This window comes from Drancourtella sp. An12, assembly GCF_002160935.1.
In the GTDB taxonomy this organism is placed as follows: domain Bacteria; phylum Bacillota; class Clostridia; order Lachnospirales; family Lachnospiraceae; genus Sellimonas; species Sellimonas catena.
In genome coordinates, this window is the sequence record NZ_NFLO01000045.1 from 1 (window position 1) to 998 (window position 998).

Consider the following 998-nt stretch of genomic DNA (forward strand, 5'->3'; position numbering starts at 1 on the left):
CGAACTGGCTCTTTTAAGGAAGATTTTTCAAAGAACACTTTTTATCGGTTCCTAAATTCGGCAAAAACAAACTGGCTCCGTTTTACTTCTCTTCTGGCTGCTGATATCGTCAATAATGATCTCAAAGATCTAACGGACGATAGCAGGAAAAATGTGTTCATTGTTGATGACAGCCTTTTTAGTCGAACCAGCTGCAAGAAAACAGAACTGGGATCAAAAGTATTCGACCACACCGATATGCATTTCAAAAAAGGGTTTCGGATGCTTACATTAAGCTGGAGTGACGGAAATACACTGATCCCGGTAAACAGCTGTCTGTTAGCATCTGCAAAAGAAGCAAATATTATCGGTCCGGTAAAGAACTTTGATAACAGAACCATTGCAGGAAAAAGGCGCAAGCTTGCCCAGACAAAAGCACCTGAAGCAATGATGGCCTTGTTGGATACTGCTCTCAGTGCAGGACTAAAGGCTGATTATGTCCTTTTTGATTCCTGGTTTTCCAACCCGGCACAGATCACAGCCATCCATTCAAAGGGGATGGATGTGATTGCTATGCTCAAGAAAAGCAGCCGCATCAAGTATTCATACTGTGGTGAACAGCTGAATATCAAAGAGATCTATTCCAGGAACAAAAAACGCCGTGGCAGATCAAAGTATCTGCTTTCTGTTGACGTCATGGTAGGAAAAGAGAATCCTATTCCGGCGAAAATCGTTTGCGTAAGGAATAAAGCAAATCGCAAGGACTGGCTTGCTTTTATCTGTACAGATACGACCCTTTCCGAAGAAGAGATTATCCGTGTTTATGGAAAGCGCTGGCAGATTGAGGTTTTCTTCAAGACCTGCAAATCTATGCTGAACCTGATTGGAGAATGCCGCAGCTTATCCTATGATGCACTGACAGCTCACGTAGCTATCGTGTTTACCAGATACATGTTACTCGCAATGGAACAGCGCCAAAATGAAGATCAGAGGACGCTTGGCGAATTGTTCTTTTTCCT

General features: G+C 42.9%; 1 protein-coding gene. It reads left to right on the forward strand.

Going from position 1 to position 998, the window contains the following annotated elements; genetic code table 11:
• Positions 1-998 (forward strand): transposase (locus B5E64_RS17670; RefSeq protein ID WP_087169735.1); only part of this gene is annotated, 998 nt, incomplete at both ends.